The sequence below is a fragment of the Bacillus sp. FSL K6-3149 genome, from assembly GCF_038630515.1.
Taxonomy (GTDB): Bacteria; Bacillota; Bacilli; order Bacillales; family Bacillaceae; genus Bacillus; species Bacillus pumilus.
Genome location: NZ_CP152034.1, coordinates 2,899,782 through 2,914,063, shown reverse-complemented (window position 1 = coordinate 2,914,063; position 14,282 = coordinate 2,899,782). Strand labels below are relative to the sequence as shown.

Annotated in this window: 18 protein-coding genes; 14 read left to right on the top strand and 4 right to left on the bottom strand. The window is 41.3% G+C overall.

Going from position 1 to position 14,282, the window contains the following annotated elements; translation table 11 throughout:
• The first annotated feature begins 25 nt into the window (after positions 1 to 25).
• Complete coding sequence (locus tag MHB83_RS14630) at positions 26 to 742, top strand: acylneuraminate cytidylyltransferase (protein WP_310024902.1); 717 nt, start codon at positions 26 to 28, stop codon at positions 740 to 742.
• A gap of 34 nt (positions 743 to 776) precedes the next feature.
• Here MHB83_RS14630 and MHB83_RS14625 read toward each other — a convergent pair whose 3' ends face one another.
• Both MHB83_RS14625 and MHB83_RS14620 read right to left on the bottom strand, forming a co-directional pair.
• Entirely contained in the window at positions 777 to 1,739 is a 963-nt protein-coding gene (locus MHB83_RS14625) for a DUF3880 domain-containing protein (RefSeq protein WP_342496434.1), read from the bottom strand.
• 15 nt (positions 1,740 to 1,754) lie between these two features.
• Positions 1,755 to 2,156 carry a hypothetical protein gene (locus MHB83_RS14620; protein WP_065098203.1) on the bottom strand — a complete coding sequence of 134 codons (402 nt, stop codon included), beginning with the start codon at positions 2,154 to 2,156 and terminating at the stop codon, positions 1,755 to 1,757.
• Positions 2,157 to 2,362: 206 nt separating this feature from the next.
• Here MHB83_RS14620 and cgeC point away from each other — a divergent pair, with 206 nt between their 5' ends.
• The 12 genes from cgeC to MHB83_RS14560 all read left to right on the top strand — a co-directional run bounded on the left by cgeC (position 2,363) and on the right by MHB83_RS14560 (position 11,620).
• Positions 2,363 to 2,683: a spore maturation protein CgeC gene (gene cgeC, locus MHB83_RS14615; protein WP_050943905.1), complete on the top strand. Its 321-nt coding sequence runs from the start codon at positions 2,363 to 2,365 to the stop codon at positions 2,681 to 2,683.
• A gap of 17 nt (positions 2,684 to 2,700) precedes the next feature.
• The gene (locus MHB83_RS14610; RefSeq protein ID WP_310024907.1) at positions 2,701 to 3,996 is read left to right on the top strand and encodes a glycosyltransferase family A protein; all 1,296 of its coding nucleotides are present in this window, start codon (positions 2,701 to 2,703) and stop codon (positions 3,994 to 3,996) included.
• Between the two features lie 158 nt (positions 3,997 to 4,154).
• Positions 4,155 to 5,531 (top strand): sigma-54-dependent Fis family transcriptional regulator, encoded by a 1,377-nt coding sequence (locus MHB83_RS14605; protein WP_003216007.1) that lies wholly within the window; start codon positions 4,155 to 4,157, stop codon positions 5,529 to 5,531.
• 118 nt (positions 5,532 to 5,649) lie between these two features.
• A complete protein-coding gene (gene ablA, locus MHB83_RS14600; protein ID WP_003215473.1) occupies positions 5,650 to 7,050 on the top strand; it encodes a lysine 2,3-aminomutase in 1,401 nt (466 codons plus the stop codon).
• 2 nt (positions 7,051 to 7,052) lie between these two features.
• Complete coding sequence (locus MHB83_RS14595) at positions 7,053 to 7,334, top strand: YokU family protein (protein ID WP_342496433.1); 282 nt, start codon at positions 7,053 to 7,055, stop codon at positions 7,332 to 7,334.
• A gap of 79 nt (positions 7,335 to 7,413) precedes the next feature.
• Positions 7,414 to 7,638, top strand: a complete 225-nt coding sequence (locus tag MHB83_RS14590) for a YozE family protein (RefSeq protein WP_003215834.1) — start codon at positions 7,414 to 7,416, stop codon at positions 7,636 to 7,638.
• A 144-nt stretch (positions 7,639 to 7,782) separates the two neighbouring features.
• Positions 7,783 to 8,463 (top strand): hypothetical protein, encoded by a 681-nt coding sequence (locus MHB83_RS14585; RefSeq protein WP_012010279.1) that lies wholly within the window; start codon positions 7,783 to 7,785, stop codon positions 8,461 to 8,463.
• Between the two features lie 250 nt (positions 8,464 to 8,713).
• A complete protein-coding gene (locus MHB83_RS14580; RefSeq protein ID WP_003216084.1) occupies positions 8,714 to 8,884 on the top strand; it encodes a YozD family protein in 171 nt (56 codons plus the stop codon).
• Between the two features lie 48 nt (positions 8,885 to 8,932).
• Positions 8,933 to 9,541: a phosphatase PAP2 family protein gene (locus MHB83_RS14575; protein ID WP_003216036.1), complete on the top strand. Its 609-nt coding sequence runs from the start codon at positions 8,933 to 8,935 to the stop codon at positions 9,539 to 9,541.
• Positions 9,542 to 9,595: 54 nt separating this feature from the next.
• Positions 9,596 to 9,913, top strand: coding sequence for a hypothetical protein (locus MHB83_RS14570; protein WP_003215750.1), 318 nt, complete (start codon positions 9,596 to 9,598; stop codon positions 9,911 to 9,913).
• A 112-nt stretch (positions 9,914 to 10,025) separates the two neighbouring features.
• A complete protein-coding gene (deoD, locus tag MHB83_RS14565; protein ID WP_012010274.1) occupies positions 10,026 to 10,721 on the top strand; it encodes a purine-nucleoside phosphorylase in 696 nt (231 codons plus the stop codon).
• A gap of 68 nt (positions 10,722 to 10,789) precedes the next feature.
• Complete coding sequence (locus MHB83_RS14560; RefSeq protein ID WP_335356129.1) at positions 10,790 to 11,620, top strand: M15 family metallopeptidase; 831 nt, start codon at positions 10,790 to 10,792, stop codon at positions 11,618 to 11,620.
• 50 nt (positions 11,621 to 11,670) lie between these two features.
• On the opposite strand, the gene MHB83_RS14555 is transcribed toward MHB83_RS14560, so the two are convergent.
• On the bottom strand, positions 11,671 to 11,922 hold the full coding sequence (locus MHB83_RS14555; RefSeq protein ID WP_003216113.1) for a hypothetical protein: 252 nt from the start codon (positions 11,920 to 11,922) through the stop codon (positions 11,671 to 11,673).
• A gap of 92 nt (positions 11,923 to 12,014) precedes the next feature.
• On the bottom strand, positions 12,015 to 12,713 hold the full coding sequence (locus MHB83_RS14550; protein ID WP_322000509.1) for a methyltransferase domain-containing protein: 699 nt from the start codon (positions 12,711 to 12,713) through the stop codon (positions 12,015 to 12,017).
• Between the two features lie 151 nt (positions 12,714 to 12,864).
• Between MHB83_RS14550 and MHB83_RS14545 the strand changes: the two genes are divergently transcribed.
• The gene (locus MHB83_RS14545; RefSeq protein ID WP_342496432.1) at positions 12,865 to 14,250 is read left to right on the top strand and encodes a S41 family peptidase; all 1,386 of its coding nucleotides are present in this window, start codon (positions 12,865 to 12,867) and stop codon (positions 14,248 to 14,250) included.
• Positions 14,251 to 14,282: the final 32 nt, after the last annotated feature.

Below are 14,282 nucleotides of genomic sequence, written 5' to 3'. Positions count from 1 at the left end.
TTTGCGCGAGGGGAGAAGGGAATACATGTATAGGGGAAATCGTATTTTAGCCTTGATACCAGCTTTTAGAAGCAGGCGCGATCAGCATGATGAACACATTCGCGTATTGGCGGAGCGGCCGCTCATCTATTGGACCATTCAGCCGTTACTGCAAATGATTGAGTTAGACGAAATCATCGTCTCTACAGAGGATGTCAATACACAAATCATTTCTTCTCACTACGGAGCCCGTGTGATAGAACTTCCAGACAGTCATGTAACAGAACAAACACCGTCACTCATAGCGGTGAAGCATGCGCTTGCTTACTTAGAGCGTGAGGGGAAGACCTTTGATATTGTTCTATATTTGCATCCATCGTCTCCTTTAAGACATCCGGAAGATATTGAGAAGTGCTTGCAGCTTCTAGTAGAAGGGAGCTATGACTGCGTGGCATCTTTTACAGAGGCGCTAGAAAACCCAAATGAGACATGGACACTGCATGAGAATAATGAAGCCACTTTATATAAGGACAATCATTACTTTTTCATGCCAAAGCATGAGCAGCCATATACGTATGGCCGTTTAAATGGAGCAGTGTATGCTTTTCATGTTCCATATGCAAAAGAATGCATTCATTCCTTTTTAGAAGGATCTGTTGGAGCGTATATCATGGATTCCCAAAAATCACTTGTGGTCAAACAGGAAGAAGATCTTGAGAAAGCGGAGAAAGTCTTATTGGCTCGCAGAGATGCGGAGGGTTAGGTATAAGAAGAATTTCAACGAGAAAAGCGCCCGGTCATAGGGCGCTTTTTACGATCTCATAAAGTCTGTGTGGAAATGACTCAAATGTATTCCAGGAAACGACTTGTTCGTAATTGTTTCGTGCGATTGCTTTTCTTTTCTCGGCATTTGATCCATAATATTCAACCTGTTCTAGCAAATCGTCCTCATCTTTATAAAAAGCGAAGCTTGAAAAAGCTTGAGGCGGTTGTAGATCCGTCAATTGAAAGCTTCCAGCTGCAGCGATATCAAACGCTCTGTTGTTCAGGCTTACATTTTGAACCATGGCTTTGTTTTTGTTATAAGCAAATTGAGCCGGTCTGTGCGGGTTAAGAACAATCGCTGATTGCTGATAGATGTCCGCCAATTGCTGAGGGCTCAGCCAATTGGTCACTAATGTGAGATCGCGATCATGTCTTCGTGACTTATTTAAATGACGATGCCATTCCTTACCTGCAACGAGAATTCGCCATTTTTTTTGTTGTAAGAGTGTATCAATGGCTTTCATGCGGTTGGGATAAGGGTAGCCAATGAGTGCAATGTCGTAGATGCACATCTTTTCAGACGATTCATTTTTTTGAAAAATATTTGTATTTGCCGGAATGGGAAAGTAGTAGGCGTGACCTATGCCCAATTGCTTGTAAAATGGCAAAGCTCCTTCATCAATTGTTAATATGAGCCGCGCATCACGCGTGCAAGCAGCTGACACATCTGTATAAAAGGGATCTTCTGTCATCCACAAAACGATCGGGATCTTTTCTTGTTTGAATTGATGAAGCACTTCGCTCGGAACATGATCACCGATCATCATCAAAACAAAATCCGGAGAAAATGTCCGGATTTTGTGCATGTGAGCGGGTAGAGTTTCTCGGTCGATCTTTACACATGAAAAGGGGGAATCAATGAAGCTCTCTTCTACCCATTGATCAAACATATGATAGATTCCGCCGTAGCCAGAGCTGATATAAAGAAGCTTCATGATGGCCCTCTCACATTAAGATGTGAACGTAACACTTTCAACTTTATCTACATCTAATAAAGTCGTTGCAGAGCCTGTTGGTGTAACTGAGCTTTCTTGTGTAACAAATACAACACCCGTTAAAGCATTGAATGCTACGAATTGAACTGGCCCGATTAAATCACCTGAGTCAGTGACAATGCTAATGACGGTTCCTGGTGCAAGTCTTGCAAAAATCCATCTTGCTGGCTGAGATACATCGAGTGTTGTAGCAGAATCTGAAGGTGATGCCTCGGCTGCCACTTCACTTAATAAATCATTCAATTTTTCTTCCATTTGTACTCCTCCTTCTTCAAGATTAACTGTTAATGTACGAGTAAGCGGTTTGAAAAACACTTTCAATAGTTCTTTTTTTAATTCGGCACGCTTGTCGCTCATTTTTTCCCATCCTTTCTTCATCAATTCAAACTCACCCCTATGTATATGCCGTTCATTTTTTTTGGTATAAGCAGAACGCTGATTCCTTGCTCTTTTTATCAATTAATCACTTCACACATTTTTAAAAATGTTTTCAAATGCTGAGGCTAAATGAAGTGAATCTCATACTCTAGTAAAGATTAAATGCGAAGAGAGAGGGATTATGAATGGAATTTGATCAATTATTAAATGGTTGGAACGAAGAATTACTAGAAGCAGAAGGAGTACTTGAAGTCATCTTGATTTTACTTCTTCTTCGTCTTTTAGAAGAAAGTGAGGAAGAGAGTGTGTCAGATATTAAAGAATTACTTCGTCCGTGGCTTGAACTTGGCATTCCAGTGCCACGCGTTCATTTAGTCAATGGAGATGTCCTTCAAAACGTAGTTGTTGTGCAGCTCTTTGATACAGTAGCGGTCTTTAAAAACGCGACAAATCAGCTAAGAGTGAATGTTCCTTACGTGAACATCGTCAGCTGGGGGGCTTTTTAATCTAACTAAAAAGGATAATGATCATGAAAGTATCGGTGATTTTAACAAGCTACAATAAACCTGATTTCATTGATCGTGTGCTAAAGAGTATGGTGGAACAAACGTATTCAAATTGGGAGCTTCTCATTATGGATGATGGCTCAGAACAAGGCACCATCCAAAAGATCCAGCCCTATTTAGAAGATGAGCGCATTCATCTGTATTCACGCACGGTTCATCCTGCAAAACGGCTGTTAACCGTACGGTATGCGACACTAATTAATGAAGCGCTAGCTCGTATAACAGGTGAGCTCATTTGTTATTTAACCGATGATACCGTGTATCATCAAGATCGTTTGCAGAAAATGGTGGATGTTTTTCAGTCGAAGCCTCATATCGATATTGTGTATTCCTCGCAGCGGGTCGTGCATGTTGATAAGCAATTAGTTGAGACGATGAACTTTGTGCGTGAAGCAGACCAAATATTGGAGCATGCGTCCTTTCAAGTGGACCATTGTTCGGTCATGCACAGAAGGCGTTTGCTTCCGCTAATTCATGAAAAATACGGACAATATTGGGCTGATGAGCCGAAACACTGGCATCATGCAGATTCTGTTTTTTGGATGAGGCTGAATGATTTTGCTGCTTTTTTTCCATTAAGAGATGTACTTGATACAACGTATAAAACGCCTCATTCCTTTCATCATTTGTTTTCGAGTATGCCGTATGATCTCATTGACGGAACGGTGATTGAAAAGGAAGGGGATTACTACCAAATCGCAGACGGGAATCTTCATCAAATTGAAAGGTGCTGGGTGAACGAAAAAAACAGACGCGCCATTCGGGTTCCGTCGTTATGTGCGATGAAATATGAGATGAAAGACATGCTGGCAGTACCTAATTATACAGTTGTCACGGCAGATCATGGGAAAACGTTCTATTATATTGAAGGTCAGAAAAGAAGGCGGTTTGCTTCAAAGCGTGACGTGCAATATTTTCAGTTTCACCCTAAAGATATCTATACGATTTCAAATGAACGGCTTCAGATGTATGAAGAGTGCGGCATGATTCAAGTGTCACCAGTATTTAATCCGCCAAACAGGCGGCTCTTTAAATGGAAACAAGATGTCTATTTACTGATGCATCATACTTTTTGTCGTATTGACCCTGAGGTTGTAAAGCGATTTGCTTTTTATCATCAGCCAATTAATTTATACCCTTCCCAATTTACATTATTTCAAGAAGGAAAGCCGATAATGCCGCTGTATATGGAATCGCTGCAAGAATTCGATATGTCTCTTTATCAAACATCAGGGCGAAAGCACTCCTCATAAGAGGGGTGCTTTTTTGACGCTATTGACAAAAAAAGCAGGAAGTTGCAAGGAAAAAGCGAAACATGAAAGGACAGGAGAACGTGTGATGAAGATGATCAAGCCGCTGAAAATCCGGCAATAGATGCCGGTTTTTCGGCACTGAAAGTGAGGGGGAAAGAATGGGGAAGGTTGTCGAAAGAGCGGACTGGTTTGAATTAATTTTAGAAGCCATTGATGAAGCCATCCATGTTGTAGATGATCAAGGAATGACGATCTTTTACAATCATAATGCCGCTAAGTTTGACTGTTTACAAAAAGAAGAGGTGATTGGCAAGTACATCCTTGATGTGTATCCCTCTTTAACAGAAAAAACAAGTACGCTCATGCATGTTTTGAGAACAGGGAAGCCCATTTATCATTCGCTGCAAACCTATTTGAATAAAAACGGCGAAAGAATTGAGACCGTCAATACGACATTGCCTATTATTGAAGACAGCCAGTTAATAGGTGCGGTCGAAGTCGCAAAAGATGTATCGAAGCTGTCAGCCCTTTCGAATCGTTTAGATCAAAAAAAACGAATACACGATGCGGCTGGGGCAGAACAAATGCATGATTTTTCTTCATTTTTAACAAATGATCCGCTCTTAAATGAAATGCTTGAAAAGGCAAAAAAAGCTGCTGCTTATCCGTCATCAGTTGTTGTCTACGGGGAAACAGGGACAGGGAAAGAAGTGCTCGTTCAAGCCATCGTTCATGAATCTGATCGGAAAAACCAAGTGTTCATTCCGCAAAACTGTGCGGCACTCCCAGAATCGCTACTTGAAAGCCTATTGTTCGGATCTGTCAAAGGGAGCTATACAGGCGCAATTGATCGCAAGGGGCTCTTTGAATTAGCTGATGGAGGCACGCTTTTTCTTGATGAACTGCAAGCGATGCCGCTCACGCTGCAGACGAAATTATTACGTGTGTTAGAGGATGGCGTGGTGCGCCGCATTGGAGATGCAAAAGCGATTCAAGTAGATGTAAGACTCATTACTGCACTCAATATGGACCCATTTGAAGCTGTGAAAAAGCAAATTTTAAGAGAAGACTTATTTTATAGACTGCATGTGTCATCTTTTCATATCCCGCCGCTTCGTGAGAGAAAGCAAGACATCCCGCTGCTTTCCCGCCATTTCATTCAAACCTATCATCAGCAGTTTTCAAAAAACGTCAAACGCCTTTCTGAAGAAACAAAGCAATTGTTTATGGCTCACCACTGGCCGGGGAACGTTCGAGAATTAAAACATACCATTGAGCATGCCGTATTGATGATGCCAAAGGAAGCGGAAGACATCACACCTTCATACCTTCCTGCTCATTTACGTACGCAGAAGCTTGAGGAAGGAACACTCAATGCCTCCTTAAAAAGTCAGGTTTCTTCATTTGAACAAACACTCATTCAAGAAGCTTTAAACAAGCATCATGGCAATATTAAAAAAACCGCTGCCGCTTTAAAAATCCCTCGACAAACACTGCAATATAAACTGAAGAAATATGCAGATGCCGAAATATAGGCATCACCATCCATTGAATATCACGGGTAAAGCTCCTTCTATAAAGAATAGGGGCATTTTCCCATGTTGGCACATAACTTGCATAGTATAAGGTGAATGCTGATAGGGGGGAATGGATATGAATCAAAAACTATATGAACCGGCGCGTCATTGGAAGGACATTGAGCTTTGGAAAGATGTACCTGAGGAAAAGTGGAACGACTGGATTTGGCAGCTGACGCATACCGTGAAAACGCTTGAAGATTTAGAGAAAGTCGTAAACTTAACAGAAGAGGAAAGAGAAGGGGTGAAGATTTCCACCAAAACCATTCCACTTAACATTACACCCTACTATGCCTCATTGATGAATCCAGACGATCCAAGATGTCCAGTACGTATGCAATCTGTGCCAATTGCTGAGGAGCTTCATAAAACAAAATATGACCTGGAAGACCCGCTGCATGAAGATGAAGACTCACCTGTCCCGGGGTTAACGCATCGGTACCCAGATCGTGTGCTCTTTCTTGTAACAAATCAGTGCTCCATGTATTGCCGCTATTGTACGAGAAGACGTTTTTCCGGTCAGATCGGTATGGGCGTGCCAAAAAAGCAGTTAGATGCTGCCATTGGATATATTAGAGAAACACCTGAGGTGCGGGATGTGTTAATTTCCGGCGGAGATGGGCTCTTAATCAATGATCAAGTGCTTGAATACATTTTGAAAAACTTACGAGACATTCCGCATGTTGAAATCATTCGCATAGGAACCCGCGCGCCGGTCGTCTTTCCGCAGCGCATTACAGATGAGCTGTGCGAGATTTTGAAAAAATATCATCCAGTTTGGCTGAATACCCATTTCAATACAAGCATTGAAATTACGAAAGAAGCAAAAGAAGCGTGCGAACGTCTTGTAAATGCCGGCGTGCCTGTAGGTAATCAGGCCGTCATCCTTGCAGGAATTAACGACAGTGTGCCGATTATGAAGAAGCTGATGCACGATCTCGTGATGATACGGGTCAGACCTTATTATATTTATCAGTGTGATTTATCTGAGGGCATTGGCCACTTTAGAACACCAGTATCAAAAGGTCTTGAAATCATAGAAGGCTTAAGAGGGCATACGAGCGGCTATGCCGTGCCAAGCTTTGTTGTGGATGCACCAGGAGGCGGAGGAAAGATCGCCTTGCAGCCAAATTATTTATTATCGCAAAGCCCTGACAAAGTCGTTCTTCGTAACTTTGAAGGTGTCATCACCTCTTACCCTGAACCAGAGCATTACGTCGCAGGCCAGGCAGATGCGTATTTTAATGAAATTTATGAAGAGAAACAAGACCCGGCAATTGGTATTACCGCACTATTTGAGGATGAGGCGAAATCGTTTACGCCAGAGAATTTAAGCCGGATGAAACGAAGAGAAGCATATGAGACAAATCCTGAGCATGACACACTCAAAAACAAACGTGAAAAACGAGATGAATTAAAAGAGAAAAAATATCAAGCGCAGCTCAAAAAAGATCAAACTGTAAAGGAGGAGAAATAACCTTGCTGACATGTGATTGGTGTGAGGAAAGCAAAGCAAACGCAGAGCAGACAACAGTCTATTGGGAACTGATCACTGGCACACAATCCATTGAAATCATCGAAACACCGTCCATTTCCTGCACGCACTGCGGTATGACATATCAAAAGGATGAGACGGTTAAAGGGATAGAAGATCAATTAATTTTAGTGGATCAGACAAAACTTCCAGAAAAAATTTCATACGAAGAATTAATGAGCATGGAGCGGTTATTAAAGCGAAATTACTTTGACTTTTCATCATAAGTTGTACCTCCGCCTATACAAGTCATCAAATTGCTGTATAATATAACAACAAAATAGAGTGTCGCGGAGGGAAAAACAGGTGAAGTCGTTTTACCATTATTTAATGAAGTACAGACATCCAAAACCGAAAGATGAAATCAGCCATTTTGCAAATGCTGCTTATGAGGATCACAGCTTCCCGAAAGCGTCCACTGATTATCATGAGCTTTGTGCCTATTTAGAATTAAATGGCGATTATTTAAGCTCAATGACAACATTTGACGAAGCGTTTGAGCAATATGAAGTAGAAGTCAAAAAAAAATAACACACAACCGCTTTTTCCAGATGGGAGAAGCGGTTTTTTGATGAGAAATAAAATGGCGTTTTGCATGGTGTGGTTGCCCATGCAGAATTCCTTGCGCCGGCATACGATACGTTAAGACCAAAAGTCGGGCAAGGGGGAGACAGAATGAAGGCGAAAGCACCAAAATATCAAGTAGGGGATATTGTCGTCGTTGTCATGTACGGCACAGTTGGAACGATTACAAAAGTCCATCAAATTGACCAGCACTATTTGTATGAGGTCAATCATAATGAGGTGCTTTATTTTGAAACATCACTTCAGCTTTACGATGAGTACGACGGGGTGATTGTGGATACAGAAAAGCTGGACATTGAATATGAGTTCCTCATTGGCGATGTTGTATATGTAAAAGATTACGGAAAAGAGCTATTTAAAATTATTGGCCATCGAACTGAAATATGGCGATACCTTGATGATGGCTGGGAAGATGTCATTTATGAACTCACGAGGCTAAAGGACGGAGAGTGGCTGGAAACAGAAGAGGAAGACTTAACGCTTGTCCTAAGGAAATATGAGATGGACCAGTTCGTTCATCAGCTTCTTTTTGTGCATTACGTCGGTGAAACCTCAAAAGAAATGGAAGAAGATATGGTGCAAACAGCTCTATTACAATTAGAAGAGAAACAAGAAAGCGAAGCATCACTAGAATTTCTCGCTGTATCTATAGTGGATGAGCTTCTTGATATTTATAATGACTATAAAATTCTCTACGAATTTTTCGAAGATCCAGAATACAAAGATATGATGGATTTTATATTGGAAAGTTTACACGAGCATTTTGGTTAAAGAAAGACTTGTCCTAACACGAATAAAAAATAAGGCACACAGAAAAAAACAATCACATAAAACCATCCCCTCAAGATACGGCCCATCACCTGATCAAACATTTCTCCATCTAATATGCTGAACCATTTCATTGCCTCAAACCCCTTTTCTTTTTGTTTACTGCATTTATATGTATGGAATGAGCCATTATGACAAACTGTAATAAAAAACAGGCGTCGTTCATACATCATAAAAAAGGAGGCGGAATGTCATGAAAGAAGCAGATTTGGTGATCGATACAGAGGAAATTGCGGAATTCTTCTACATGGAGCTGGTCAAAAGAGGGTACATACCTGCTGAGCTGGAAACGTTTGAGCTGGCTGACATTACGTTTGAATATATGCTGAAAAAAACAATGATAGTTGAAGAAGAGGCGTGGTAGGCACTATACTTTGAAGTGATTCTGAAGAGAGGGAGGAGAATCTTTCGCGTGTATATCCTATTTCTTTTAATTTTATTTGGTGCCATTGCTGCGCTCATGGTATCTGGAGCGGGTCAAGCATTGGACAACCAGATCATCTTATGGTTTGAGAGCATCAGACTCCCTTTTTTAAATGATGTCATGCTGACTTTGACGGACTTTGGCATTAGTGCGCTGCTCGTGCCCATCATGCTCATTTTTAGTGTCGCTTTATTCATGTATAAGCGCTATTACTCTATCATGATGCTTTTTCTATTATATCTCACAGAAAAGACCATCAACCATGAACTAAAGGGGCTGTTTGCTAGAGAGCGTCCGGCCTTTGATCATCTTGTCAATGAAACGTATTACAGCTTTCCGAGCGGACATTCGATGAATGCAGCCACAATCTATCCTTTTATAGCTTATCTATTAGTTGAAATGATTCCATGGCTGAAAGAAAGACAAAAAATCGTCTACTTGATCACAGGGGTCTGTGTTGTTTTGATTGGGATCAGCCGAATGTATATCGGCGTTCATTTTTTGACAGATGTCGCAGGCGGTTTTGCGATAGGACTTGCTTTATTTCTCATTTGTAAAAAGATTGACGGAAAATTGTCTGCCATTCGACAAAAATAGAAGAAGGAAATTGACAGACCCCAGCCAATTTTATATAAAAGGGGAGGGATTTGAATGCAATTGACGTTGAGATTTTTTCAAAAGAAACCTTCAGCATTTCACTTAACCATTTATCAGACACCTGAATATGGCGCTGCAAGTGGGCATCAGCCTGTGTACCGGACAAAGATTGGCGGCAGAACACACCTGGATGTTCTGGAAAAAGCATTCTCGACATTTAATGTACATGATACAGTCCCTAGTGATTACAATGCACGGTTTATCACAACAGGTGATATTGTTGTGATTGATGATAAGAAAAAGGGAAAATGCTATTATCAGCTTTTTCCGGCAGGATGGAAACGCAGTGAGCGACTGTTGACGATGAGTTAAATAGAGATTTTCGATGCCAGCTCGAGCTTTAGCTGGTATTTTCTTTTTTGGGCTCAATCGTTTATACTAAATAGGACAAAACACATAGTAAACGTAAGTGGAGGCTAAAAAAATGAGTGTACATATTGGAGCAGAAAAAGGACAAATTGCAGAAACGGTATTGCTGCCAGGCGATCCGCTTCGTGCGAAATATATTGCAGATACATATTTAGAAGATGTCGAATGCTATAACGAAGTGCGCGGAATGTATGGTTATACTGGAACCTACAAAGGAAAGCGCGTTTCTGTACAAGGAACCGGAATGGGCGTACCTTCTATTTCGATTTATGTGAATGAACTCATTCAAAGCTATGATGTTCAGAACTTAATCCGCGTTGGATCTTGCGGGGCTATTAAAAGGGATGTCAACGTACGAGATGTCATTTTAGCTCAAACATCTTCAACAGATTCACAAATGAATCGTGTGGCGTTTGGACCGATTGATTACGCACCTTGCGCTGATTTTGGACTGCTTAAGAAAGCATACGACACAGCAGAAGCAAAAAATGTCGCTGTACGTGTCGGTAATGTATTTACAGCAGATCAATTTTACAATGAAAAACCACTTGAGCTCATGGCTCAATACGGAATTCTAGCAATTGAAATGGAGACAACCGCTCTATATTCGCTTGCAGCAAAATTTGATCGTAAAGCGTTATCCATTCTGACAGTGAGTGATCATGTTCTCACAGGAGAAGAAACAACGGCTGAAGAGCGTCAAACGACATTTGACGAAATGATCTTAATTGCGCTAGACTCCGTTTTATAATAGTATAAAGGGTGTGCTACGATGTAGCGCATCTTTATTTTTTTAGAAGAGCAAAAGGAAGGTATGTCATGAAGAAAAGCTATAAAATACTCTCAATCGCATCGATTCTTGGTTTGACAGCCGCACTATCGGGCTGCCAGTTGCTGGATCAAAATAGCGGTACATCTGAATCGAACAAAACAAACGAACAAAAAAGCGCAGAAAATTCATCTACCCAGCAAAACTCAAACAATACAGCAGATTCATCGGATCAAGAGCTGACGTTAAAGAGTGAATATTTCAATGACATCAAAGTGGTAAGCGGGCTGAAAACCATTCAAAATCCTGCAAACGTGCTAGCACTTGTCAACAAAGAATACGCATTACCAGGAACCTATAAACCTTCTGATCTCGTTGTTCCAAAAGTAGAATTCTCTTTTTCAGAGGATATTGAAAAACGATATATTCGTAAAGAAGCAGCAGAAGCACTTGAGACATTATTCAAAGATGCGAAAAAGAAAAACTTTGAGCTGGCTGCCGTATCTGGCTATCGCTCCTATGAACGTCAAAAGGTCATTTTTGATAGTGAAGTCAAGTTAAAAGGCAAAGAAAAAGCGCAAGAAGCAGTAGCTTTACCAGGCGAAAGTGAACACCAAACAGGCCTTGCAATGGACATTTCCTCAAAAAGTGCCGGCTTTGACATCTCTGAAAAGTTTGGTGAAACACCTGATGGCAAATGGGTGGCTAAAAACGCCTATAAATATGGTTTTATCATTCGTTATCCAAAAGGAAAAGAAGACATGACAAAATATGAATATGAGCCGTGGCATCTGCGCTATGTTGGAAAAGAAGCAGCAAAAGCGATGCATGATCACGATTTAACATTTGAAGAGTACATGAATAAAGTGAAGAAAATTTAATCAAATAAAAAGGCCTCCCAGCTATTCGGGGGGCCTTCTTTATTCTTCTTTTAAAAAAAGAACAATCCTGCTAATGCGAAACCTGTAATGAAACCAAGCCCGATGCCATAAGCGGCACCCCAGCCGTAATACCCTCCGTAATAACCAAAGCCAAAGCCGCCGCGAGAACCGCCGACTGGACGAATATACACTTTGCGGTTTGTCACCCGCTCAATGCGTCCGACATGTACTCTGCCATTACGATCTGTGATTCTAGCGACTTTCCCCATATGCTGCTGACAAAGCTTTTGATAGCGCTCCATATTTTTCCTCCTTATGACAAACTCTTTTCCCTCTTATCCTATGCGAGAGACCTCATAGAGTTTGGACAAAACATATAGGAGATTCGCTCATTTTATACGGTACATTCAAATAGAATGTGGCTTAGCTGTTTTCGGTGCGCTTGAATCAGATCGTAGTGTGTTTGCATCGTTTCGTAAAGAGAAGGCGGGATATATTCAGATAATTCCATTTCTGTCGGCTCCTCTTGTACCATGTGATCATCGAATGAGAGAATGCGAACGTCATGAAATCCTGCTGCTTTTAGCTGCTCCTTCCATTCTTCAAGTGAAAAGAGTGCGTGAAACCCGTAAAAATCTCGAACGGCGGCAAGCTCCTTCGGTGTAAGGGGTGCTTTTAATACTGCTTCATTCGCAATCAGTTGACTTCCAGGGGCAAGCACGCGTTTAATCTCAGCAAGTGCCGCTGGAAGGTTGGTAAAGCTCAAAACAGATTCACTGATCAGAAGAGTGAACGCTTCATCTGGAAATGGCAGCTGTTCGATCGATGCTTGCAGTGCGCGGATCGGCAGTTCTTCTCGCTCAAATCGCAGATTAGCCTTTTCAATCATCAAAGGGTGTGTATCAATTGCCTCCACCTGATAACCGATATTGCCTAAATATGCCGCCGTTTGTCCAGTCCCGCATCCCGCATCCAGTATGCGCGCATCAGGCATCAATTTTATATGCTCAAGCATCGTTTTTGTTAACTCAATTCCGCCAGGATGGGCACTAGATACGCCAAAATAGGCAAGCATTTCTACATAATCACTCATAAAATCCCTTCTTTCCTTATCAAGTTCCTCTTTAAAGATTATGCAATGCAAGGTCAAATGGCTTATCTTTTCAAAGAGAACTTCGATCCTTTGGTTGACGGATGAAGCATCGTCCTTGATAATAATGAAAGGAGATAAAGGTGGTGTTTTTTTGAAAAAACAATTTAAGATCGTCATCGCTATTTTGGTGACAGCGGCACTGTCCTCAGCGATTACATTTGTGATCACAAAACAAGGGACTGTCAATGTCTCAGGAGATGAGAAGTTTAGTAAACTCATGGCTGCGTATACGAAAGTAAAAGATGAGTATTACGAAAAAACGGATGATCAAAAACTAGTAGATGGTGCGATTCAAGGAATGATCGCATCACTTGATGATCCATACTCTACATATATGGATCAGGAGGAAGCCGAAGGATTTAACAACACCATTTCTTCATCATTTGAAGGAATTGGTGCACAAGTAGAAGAGAAGGATGGACAAATTTTAATTGTCGCACCGATTAAAGGCTCTCCTGCTGAAAAAGCCGGGTTGAAACCTCATGATCGTATTTTAAAGGTGGATGGAAAAAGCACAAAAGGCATGTCGGTCAATCAAGCAGTCTCTCTAATCAGAGGGAAAAAAGGAACGGATGTCAAGCTTCACCTTAACCGCCAAGGAGTGGGAAATGTTGATGTGACCATCACAAGAGACACCATTCCAGTTGAAACAGTGTATGCAAAACTCACAAAAGACAAAATAGGAGAAATCCAAATCACGTCCTTTGCTGAAACAACGTCAAAAGAGTTAGATAAAGCCATTGATGACCTCGAGAAAAAAGGGGCAAAAGGGTTTGTCATTGACCTGAGAGATAATCCAGGCGGCATTATGACAGAAGCGATTGAAATGAGTAATGACTTTATCGATAAAGGGAAAGTCATCATGCAAGTTGAAGAAAAAGGGAAGAAAGAAGAGTACAAGGCTGAAAAAGAACGCAAAGTTCATCAGCCGGCAGTTGTCCTTGTAAATGGCGGCTCAGCCAGCGCTGCAGAAATCATGGCGGCGGCTCTGCACCAATCTTCAGGTATCAAAATTATTGGTGAAAAGACATTTGGTAAAGGAACTGTTCAAAATGCGCAAAGCTATAATGATGGTTCTAGTGTCAAGTTAACCATTGCCAAGTGGCTAACGCCGGATGGTTCGTGGATTCATAAAAAAGGAATTGAACCACAGGTCAAAGCATCGCTCCCAAGTTATGCAAAGCTGCCATACTTAAGCCCGAAAAAAACGTATCAGCTGAATGACAATGGAGATGAAGTCAAAGCGGCTCAAAAAATGTTCCAAGCGCTTGACTACAAAGCAAAAGCAAATGGTGAGTACGATAAAGCCTTCCAGACGATCGTCAAAAGCTTCCAAACAGACAACGATCTGAAAGCAGACGGAATTCTGACGGGAGATACAACGACAGTACTGATGACAAAGATCCAAGATAAGCTAAAGAAAAATGATACTCAAATGAAAAAAGCCATTGAAGTCTTGAAAAAAGAAATGAAATAAAGAAAGAGCAGTCCTCATAGGGGGACTGCTCT

Bases quoted from the DNA above. Each gene is read 5' to 3' on its own strand.
- MHB83_RS14620 (WP_065098203.1), bottom strand. From the start codon at position 2,156: ATGAGCGACAAGCGTGCCGAATTAAAAAAAGAACTATTGAAAGTGTTT.
- deoD (WP_012010274.1), top strand. From the start codon at position 10,026: ATGAGTGTACATATTGGAGCAGAAAAAGGACAAATTGCAGAAACGGTA.
- MHB83_RS14585 (WP_012010279.1), top strand. From the start codon at position 7,783: ATGAAGGCGAAAGCACCAAAATATCAAGTAGGGGATATTGTCGTCGTT.
- MHB83_RS14625 (WP_342496434.1), bottom strand. From the start codon at position 1,739: ATGAAGCTTCTTTATATCAGCTCTGGCTACGGCGGAATCTATCATATG.
- MHB83_RS14580 (WP_003216084.1), top strand. From the start codon at position 8,714: ATGAAAGAAGCAGATTTGGTGATCGATACAGAGGAAATTGCGGAATTC.
- MHB83_RS14630 (WP_310024902.1), top strand. From the start codon at position 26: ATGTATAGGGGAAATCGTATTTTAGCCTTGATACCAGCTTTTAGAAGC.
- MHB83_RS14560 (WP_335356129.1), top strand. From the start codon at position 10,790: ATGAAGAAAAGCTATAAAATACTCTCAATCGCATCGATTCTTGGTTTG.
- MHB83_RS14605 (WP_003216007.1), top strand. From the start codon at position 4,155: ATGGGGAAGGTTGTCGAAAGAGCGGACTGGTTTGAATTAATTTTAGAA.
- MHB83_RS14555 (WP_003216113.1), bottom strand. From the start codon at position 11,922: ATGGAGCGCTATCAAAAGCTTTGTCAGCAGCATATGGGGAAAGTCGCT.
- MHB83_RS14610 (WP_310024907.1), top strand. From the start codon at position 2,701: ATGATCATGAAAGTATCGGTGATTTTAACAAGCTACAATAAACCTGAT.
- MHB83_RS14550 (WP_322000509.1), bottom strand. From the start codon at position 12,713: ATGAGTGATTATGTAGAAATGCTTGCCTATTTTGGCGTATCTAGTGCC.
- cgeC (WP_050943905.1), top strand. From the start codon at position 2,363: ATGGAATTTGATCAATTATTAAATGGTTGGAACGAAGAATTACTAGAA.
- ablA (WP_003215473.1), top strand. From the start codon at position 5,650: ATGAATCAAAAACTATATGAACCGGCGCGTCATTGGAAGGACATTGAG.
- MHB83_RS14570 (WP_003215750.1), top strand. From the start codon at position 9,596: ATGCAATTGACGTTGAGATTTTTTCAAAAGAAACCTTCAGCATTTCAC.